Annotated in this window: 4 protein-coding genes; 2 read left to right on the top strand and 2 right to left on the bottom strand. The window is 72.0% G+C overall.

The genetic code is table 11. From position 1 onward, the window contains the following. Positions 1 to 51 precede the first annotated feature (51 nt). Both ACFWZ5_RS22205 and ACFWZ5_RS22200 read right to left on the bottom strand, forming a co-directional pair. The gene (locus ACFWZ5_RS22205; protein WP_384891214.1) at positions 52 to 1,260 is read right to left on the bottom strand and encodes a trypsin-like serine peptidase; all 1,209 of its coding nucleotides are present in this window, start codon (positions 1,258 to 1,260) and stop codon (positions 52 to 54) included. A gap of 232 nt (positions 1,261 to 1,492) precedes the next feature. Continuing rightward, complete coding sequence (locus ACFWZ5_RS22200; RefSeq protein ID WP_384800813.1) at positions 1,493 to 2,719, bottom strand: trypsin-like serine peptidase; 1,227 nt, start codon at positions 2,717 to 2,719, stop codon at positions 1,493 to 1,495. A 358-nt stretch (positions 2,720 to 3,077) separates the two neighbouring features. On the opposite strand from ACFWZ5_RS22200, the gene ACFWZ5_RS22195 reads away from it, so the two are divergent. Both ACFWZ5_RS22195 and ACFWZ5_RS22190 read left to right on the top strand, forming a co-directional pair. Next, positions 3,078 to 4,751, top strand: a complete 1,674-nt coding sequence (locus ACFWZ5_RS22195; RefSeq protein WP_384800810.1) for a diaminobutyrate--2-oxoglutarate transaminase family protein — start codon at positions 3,078 to 3,080, stop codon at positions 4,749 to 4,751. Positions 4,752 to 4,916: 165 nt separating this feature from the next. Further along, positions 4,917 to 7,202: an IucA/IucC family protein gene (locus ACFWZ5_RS22190; protein ID WP_384800807.1), complete on the top strand. Its 2,286-nt coding sequence runs from the start codon at positions 4,917 to 4,919 to the stop codon at positions 7,200 to 7,202. Positions 7,203 to 7,255 lie beyond the last annotated feature (53 nt).

Here is a 7,255-nt window from a genome sequence, read left to right as displayed (position 1 = left end):
GACCCCTGCTCAGGGGGCGGGGCCTCCGCCGTGTGGGCTCCGAAGCTCAGGTCACTGAGCCCCGTACTTCTCGCTCATCATGTCGAAGACCTGCTTCGCGCCGCTGCCCAGCTGCGGACCGGCCAGCCAGGTGTTCTCGGCCGGGCCGATGGAGGTGTTGGAGACCAGCTCGGTCTTGCCGTCCACCACCCGGAACCAGCCGCCGCCGGAGGAGCCGCCGGTCATGGTGCAGCCGATGCGGTACATCGTCGGCTGCGCCGGGTCCAGCGAAAGACGGCCGGGCTTGTCAATGCACTTGTGCATGGTGAGGCCGTTGAACGGGGGCGCGGCCGGGTAGCCCCAGGCGCCCATGGAGCCCACGCTCGTCGCCGACGGAGTCGAGAAGTCGACATCCAGCGCGTTGCCGACGGTCTCCTCCAGGGACTTGCTGCCCTGCTGGGGCTTCACGTGCATCACGGCGTAGTCGTACGGAGCCCCGGCGCCGCCCGACGCGGCGCCCTGGTCGATCCACTCGCCGGACGTCGACACCCAGTCCGCCCACCACTGGCCGTACGGAGCGATCTCCTGCGGCGCCGCGTTGCTCAGCTCGGCCTCGGACTTGCCCAGGTCGTTGTACGAGGGCACGAAGGTGATGTTCCGGTACCAGCCGCCCTTGGAGCCGGCGTGCACGCAGTGACCCGCGGTCCACACGAGGTTCGACTTGCCGGGGTTGCGCGGGTCCTTCACCACCGTGCCGGAGCAGACCATCGAGCCCTCGGGGGAGTCGAAGAAGATCTTCCCGACCGGGGCCGCGTTCTCGTGGTACGGGGTCTTCTCCGGCTTGGCCCGGACCGGGCTCGGCTCGGGGTCGGTCGCGCCCTGGTCGGCGGCCGCGTCCTTCGCCGCGATCGTCTTGTTCGGGTCCTTGGCCTTGCGCATGCGCTCGGGCTTCCAGAGGCCGTCGATGACCGGGTTGACGAAGTCCTTGGCCTCGCGGAGCCAGTCGTCCTTGTTCCAGTTCTTCCAGGCGCCGTTCTTCCACTTGTCCGGGTCGATGCCGTGCTCCTTGAGCCGGTCGGCGAGATCGCCCGGCAGGCCGGAACCCGAGTCGGAGCCCTTGTCCGCGCCCTGTGACGTGGTGGCGTCCGGCTTGTCGCTCGCGTTGTCGTCGCTCGGCCCGCAGGCCGTGGCGGTGAGCGCCAGGGCCGCCGCGAGTCCGGTGGCGGCGAGCGCGGCGCGACGGCCGCTGCCGCGCCCGAAGGGCGCACGAATGGAACGCATGGAGCTGTAACCCCCGTAGGAACGTGTATTTGCCATGTGCGTGTCAGGTGCGGGCGTGGCGTCCGCCACCCCGGCCGACGTGACATCCCACTATGCCTGTGGAGTTGAGGACGAACAGGGGCGGGGTCGTGAAGGTTTCGACGACCTCGCCTTCGCGTGTGCACCTATGGCATGCGCACGCGTGACCGGTTGTGTCCGCCCCGCACGCGGAGCGGACACAACCCGTCGCGAGCTATCGACCCGCGAACTTCTTGCTCACCGCGTCGTAGATGCCCTTGGCCTCGTCACCCAGGCGCGGGCCCGCGAGCCACCCAGCCGTCACCGGGCCGATCGAAGTGTTGGACACCAGCGCCGGCTTGCCGTCCTGGCCCGCGGCGACCCAGCCGCCACCGGACGAACCACCGGTCATGGTGCAGCCGATGCGGTACATCGTCGGGTCGGGCTTGCTGAGCGAGAGCCGGCCCGGCTTGTCCGCGCACTGGAACTGCTTCTGGCCGTCGAACGGCGCCGCCGCCGGGTAGCCGGTCGCCGTCATGTCCTTGATCTCCGGCACGGCGGGGGCGTTGAAGTCCACCGGGAGCGCCGCGCCGACCGTCTCCTCGAGGGACTTGGCCTTGCTGCCCTTCTCCGGCGTCACATGGATCACCGCGAAGTCGTACGGAGCGCCCTTGCCGCCGGTCGGGCCGCCCTGCTCGATCCACTGGTCCGAGGTCTGGGCCCAGTCGCCCCACCAGACGCCGTACGGAGCGACCTGCTCCTTCGGCGCGCCCTCCAGCTCCGCGGTGGGCTTGCCGCTGTCGTTGTACGACGGCACGAAGGCGATGTTCCGGTACCAGCCGCCCTTGGCGCCCGCGTGCACGCAGTGGCCCGCGGTCCACACCATGTTGGACTTGCCCGGGTTCTTCGGGTCCTTGACGACCGTCGCCGAGCAGACCATCGAGCCCTCGGGGCCGTCGAAGAAGAGCTTGCCCGCCGCCGGAACCTGGCCGTGGTACGGCGTCTTCACGGCCGCGGCCTCGACGGGCTCCGGAGTCGGGTCCGTCACGCCCTGGTCACCGGAGATGTCGTTGTCGTCGACACCGCGGTCCGGGTTCTTGTCCGCGTCCCGCATGCGGTCCGGGTCCCACAGGCCCTCGATGATCGGGTTGACGAAGTCGCCCGCCTCGCGCAGCCAGTCGTCCTTGTCCCAGTTCCGCCAGGCGCCGTCCTTCCACTTGTCGATGTCGATGCCGTGCTCCTTGAGCCGGTCCTCGATGTCGCCCGGAAGCTTGAACTTGCCGTCGTTGTCGCCGCCCGGCTGTCCGGCGGACGAGTCGTCCTTGCTGTCGTCGCCGGGGCCACAGGCCGTCGCGGTGAGAACGAGCGCCGCGCCGAGCGCGACAGCGGCCGCCACGGGGGAGGTTCTGCCGCGCGCGCTCCGCCGTCGACGAGCGGTGAAAAGCGGGCGTATGGGTCGCATGGTGAGAATCCCCCTGGGCCTCGAATCGTTCCAAAGTGCCGGACATCGCGCTGTCGTGCGCCTCTCGTACGGCGCCGCAGCTGTCGGTGCTCAGGGGTGCTGAACACCTTGGTGCAGACCACCTTGGTGCAGATGAACGGCACCCCACACTATGCCGGTGCCGTGGGGGACGGCCCACGGAACGGCAACGGTTCCGTCACGGCAAGGATCTTCGGCCGACCCGTGATCCCCCGCTCTCGCCGTCGTTGGTACGTACGGGGGACACGCGGCTCGCGTTCAGCCCCCGCGCCAACTCGCCCGTCGCGCCCGGTCGGATGCGGCGGGGCCCTGCCAAGTCCCAGCGGGAGGACCGACAGCCGTGGCCGTGACCGAGCCTGCCCCCGCGGTGGTGTCCGCGGCGCACGAAGGGATCCTGCGCCGCCAGTCGGCGCGCGAGTCGGCCGCGCGCACCTATGCGCGCGCCCTGCCGATCGTGCCGGTCCGCGCGCGCGGGATGACGATCGAGGGCGCCGACGGGCAGCGCTACCTCGACTGCCTGTCCGGCGCCGGCACCCTCGCGCTCGGGCACAACCACCCCGTCGTGCTCGAAGCCATCCGTGCGGTCCTCGACTCCGGAGCGCCGCTGCACGTCCTCGACCTGGCCACTCCGGTCAAGGATGCCTTCACCACCGAGCTCTTCCGCACGCTGCCGCCGAGCTTCGCCGACCACGCGCGCGTCCAGTTCTGCGGCCCCGCGGGCACGGACGCGGTGGAGGCCGCGCTGAAGCTGGTGCGCACCGCCACCGGGCGCCAAGGGCTGCTCGCCTTCACGGGCGCGTATCACGGCATGACCGCGGGGGCGCTCGAAGCATCCGGCGGCGCACGGGATGTACGGGTGGCGCGCCTGCCCTATCCGCAGGACTACCGCTGCCCCTTCGGTGTCGGCGGCACGCGCGGAGCCGAACTCTCGGCCCGCTGGACCGAGTCCCTCCTCGACGACGAGAAGTCCGGTGTGCCCATGCCCGCCGGGATGATCCTCGAGCCGGTGCAGGGGGAGGGCGGCGTGTTCCCCGCCCCCGACGCCTGGCTGTGCCGGATGCGCGACATCACCGCGTCCCGGGGCATCCCGCTCATCGCGGACGAGGTGCAGACCGGGGTCGGGCGCACCGGTGCCTTCTGGGCCGTCGAGCACAGCGGCATCGTGCCCGACGTCCTCGTCCTGTCCAAGGCCATCGGCGGCAGCCTCCCGCTCGCGGTCGTGGTGTACCGCGACGACCTCGACGTCTGGCCGCCCGGCGCCCATGCCGGCACCTTCCGCGGCAACCAGCTCGCCATGGCCGCGGGCGCGGCCACTCTCTCGTACGTACGCGAGAACCGCCTCGCCGACCGTGCCGCCACCCTCGGCACCCGCATGCTCACCGGGCTGCGCTCCCTGGCCTCCGCCCACCCCTGCGTGGGCGAGGTCCGAGGCCGCGGCCTGATGCTCGGCATCGAACTGGTCGACCCGGAGGGCGGGCAAAGGGTGGCAAGGGGTGATGAGTTGGGGCATCGGGCTGATTCTTCTCGATACGCATCCCTGGCGTCGGCGTCCGCGTCTGCGTCGGACTCGGCGTCGGACTCGGCCCAGGTCCCGGCTTCGGCGTCGGACTGGCCGCCCCATGCCGCCCCGGACGTCGCGGCGTACGACACCCCCACCACCCCGGCACGCACGGTGCCCGCCACCCGCTCCGCCGAGCCCAGCGGAGCCTCCCATTCCGGGGTCGCCGGATGCTCCGGCGACCCCGCGCCCGGCCCACACCCGGACGCGCACCAGAGCCCACGCCAGCACCCGCACGACCTGCCGGACACCCGCCCGCACCCACCTGCGCCCGACCTCGCCGCCGCCGTTCAGCGCGAGTGCCTGCGCCGCGGACTCATCGTCGAACTCGGCGGACGGCACTCCAGCGTCGTACGGCTCCTTCCTCCGCTCACGATCACCGACGAACAGGCGACCGCGGTCCTCGACCGCCTCGCCGACGCCCTCACCGCGGCCACCCGCTCCCACCACCGATAGCCCCCTTCCGTCCACCATCCCGTCCACCACGTCCCTCGACCGATGACCTCCACGGGCACGCACTGTCCCGGCGGCACCGCAACACCGCACTCCGCACTCGTCCCGCCCGCCATCGGCCCCTGCCCGTCGCCCTACGGAGCCCGAACACCCCTCAAGGAAGCACTCTTGAACTCCACCCCCGCATCCGACGGTCGTCCCGAACCACACCCGTCAGGCGCCTGCGGCACGCAGTCCCCGCCGGCTGCGGAGTCCGACACCGTCCCCCGGCAGAAGGGCAGGAGCCAGGAAGGCGAGCGTCCGCGCCCCAGCAGCGCCGACCTCCTCGACCACCCTGACCCGCACACCGCCGCGCAGGTCGCCGCTGTCGAGAACCTGCTGCGCTGCTGGGTACGGGAGAACGACATCGCCCCACCCGACCACGGCGCCCTCCGCATCCCCCTCGACGCCAGTGCCACCGCCCTCCTTGTCCCCGTCGACTACTGGTCCCCGACCGGCTGGCACCGCTTCGGCCTCCCCTACCTGGAGGACGGCCCACGGACCGCCCCTCCGACGGACGCCGTCACCATCGCTGCCCTCCTGAGCCGCGAGACGGCCCGCGCCGCGGCACCCGACTCGCCCCGACCGGCCCGCGCCACCGCCGACGACCCGCACGAGACGGCTGCCCGCGCCGCCGACGCCACCGCCGATGCCCCTGACGAGCCCGAGACGCCCGCCCCGGCCGCCGCACGGCCCGCCGCGCCACATGCCCCGGAGTCGGCCACGCCCGAGCCGGAGGCGACCGAGCCGGTCCCGTCGACCACACCCACGACCACACCGACGGCAACGGCACCCGAAGCGACGGCCCCCAAGGACACGGCCCCCAGCGACACACCCTCCAGCGACACACCCCCCAGGGACACGACTCTCACCGACGCGACTCTCTCCGACACGCACTCCAGGGAAACCACCCCCGAAGAAGCGCCACCTGAGGAGTCAGCCGCCCCCCAGGACCCCACCGACGGCGCCGACCTCGTCGCCCGCGTCGCCGACTCCGTACGCCGCACCGCCGACTTCATCACCGACCGCAGGAACAACCCGGAAGACGTCCCCGACCTCTTCCTGGCCGCCGAACAGTCCCTGCTCCTGGGCCACCCCCTGCACCCGACGCCCAAGAGCCGAGAAGGGCTCTCCGACACCGAGTCGCGCCTCTACTCACCGGAACTGCGCGGCGCCTTCCCCCTGCACTGGCTCGCCGTCGACGCCTCCGCCCTGGCCACCGACTCGGCCTGGACCGAGCGCGGCCGCCCCGTCTCGGCCGAGCAGCTCACCTCGCGCCTGGCAGGACCCGACCTGGCGACGCCGGACGGCCACGCCCTGCTGCCCGTGCATCCATGGCAGATGCGCGAGCTCCGGCACCGCCCCGAGGCCGCTGCCCTCCTGGACGCCGGGCTGCTCAAGGACCTCGGTCCTCACGGCGCACCCTGGTGCCCCACCTCCTCCGTGCGCACCCTCTACCGCTCCGGCGCCCCAGCCATGCTGAAGCTGTCGCTCGGCCTGCGCATCACCAACTCCCGTCGAGAGAACCTCCACAAGGAACTCCACCGCGGCGTCGAGGTCCACCGGCTGCTGCGCAGCGGCCTCGCCGAGCAGTGGCAGGCCGCCCACCCCGGGTTCGACGTGATCCGGGACCCGGCCTGGCTCGCCGTCACCGGAGCCGACGGCGCTCCCGTCACCGGGCTCGACGTCATGATCCGGCACAACCCGTTCAGCCCCGCCGACGACGCCACCTGCATCGCCGGTCTGATCTCGCCCAGGCCGGCTGCCCAGCCCGTCGGGCAGGACCGTCCGCCGATGCGCTCACGGCTCGCCGGGATCATCACCCGCCTCGCCGGCCGCACGGGCCGCCCTCGCGGAGCCGTCGCCGCGGAGTGGTTCCTGCGGTACCTCGAAAGCGTCGTACGCCCCGTGCTCTGGCTCGACAGCGAGGCAGGCGTCGCCCTGGAAGCGCACCAGCAGAACACCGTGCTGCTGCTCGACCCCGACGGCTGGCCGAAGGGCGGCCGCTACCGCGACAACCAGGGCTACTACTTCCGCGAGTCCCGCCGCGCCGAACTCGACAAGAGACTCCCCGGCATCGGGCAGCACAGCGACACCTTCGTCTCCGACCCGGTGACCGACGAGCGCTTCGCCTACTACCTCGGCATCAACAACGTCCTCGGCCTCATCGGAGCCTTCGGCGCCCAACGCCTCGCCGACGAAAGGCTGTTGCTGGCCGCGTTCCGCCGATTCCTCGCCGATGTCGCGTCGGGGCCCGGCCGACTGCGCACGCCCCTGCCCTCCCGGCTGCTCGACTCACCGGTGCTGCGCTGCAAGGCCAACCTGCTGACCCGCCTGCACGGCCTCGACGAACTCGTCGGTCCGGTCGACACCCAGTCCGTCTACGTCACCATCGCCAACCCCCTCCGCGCCTGAACTCCCGCCGATTCCCCTGTCCCTGACCCTCTGTCCCTGACCCTCTGTCCCTG

Source organism: Streptomyces sp. NPDC059003 (assembly GCF_042740445.1).
Taxonomy (GTDB): Bacteria; Actinomycetota; Actinomycetes; order Streptomycetales; family Streptomycetaceae; genus Streptomyces.
Note: the sequence above shows the minus strand (reverse complement) of the source record. Positions and strands in the feature narration are given on the sequence as shown.

Excerpts from the sequence above, each read along its gene's own strand:
- ACFWZ5_RS22205 (WP_384891214.1), bottom strand. The coding sequence starts at position 1,260 with ATGCGTTCCATTCGTGCGCCCTTCGGGCGCGGCAGCGGCCGTCGCGCC.
- ACFWZ5_RS22200 (WP_384800813.1), bottom strand. The coding sequence starts at position 2,719 with ATGCGACCCATACGCCCGCTTTTCACCGCTCGTCGACGGCGGAGCGCG.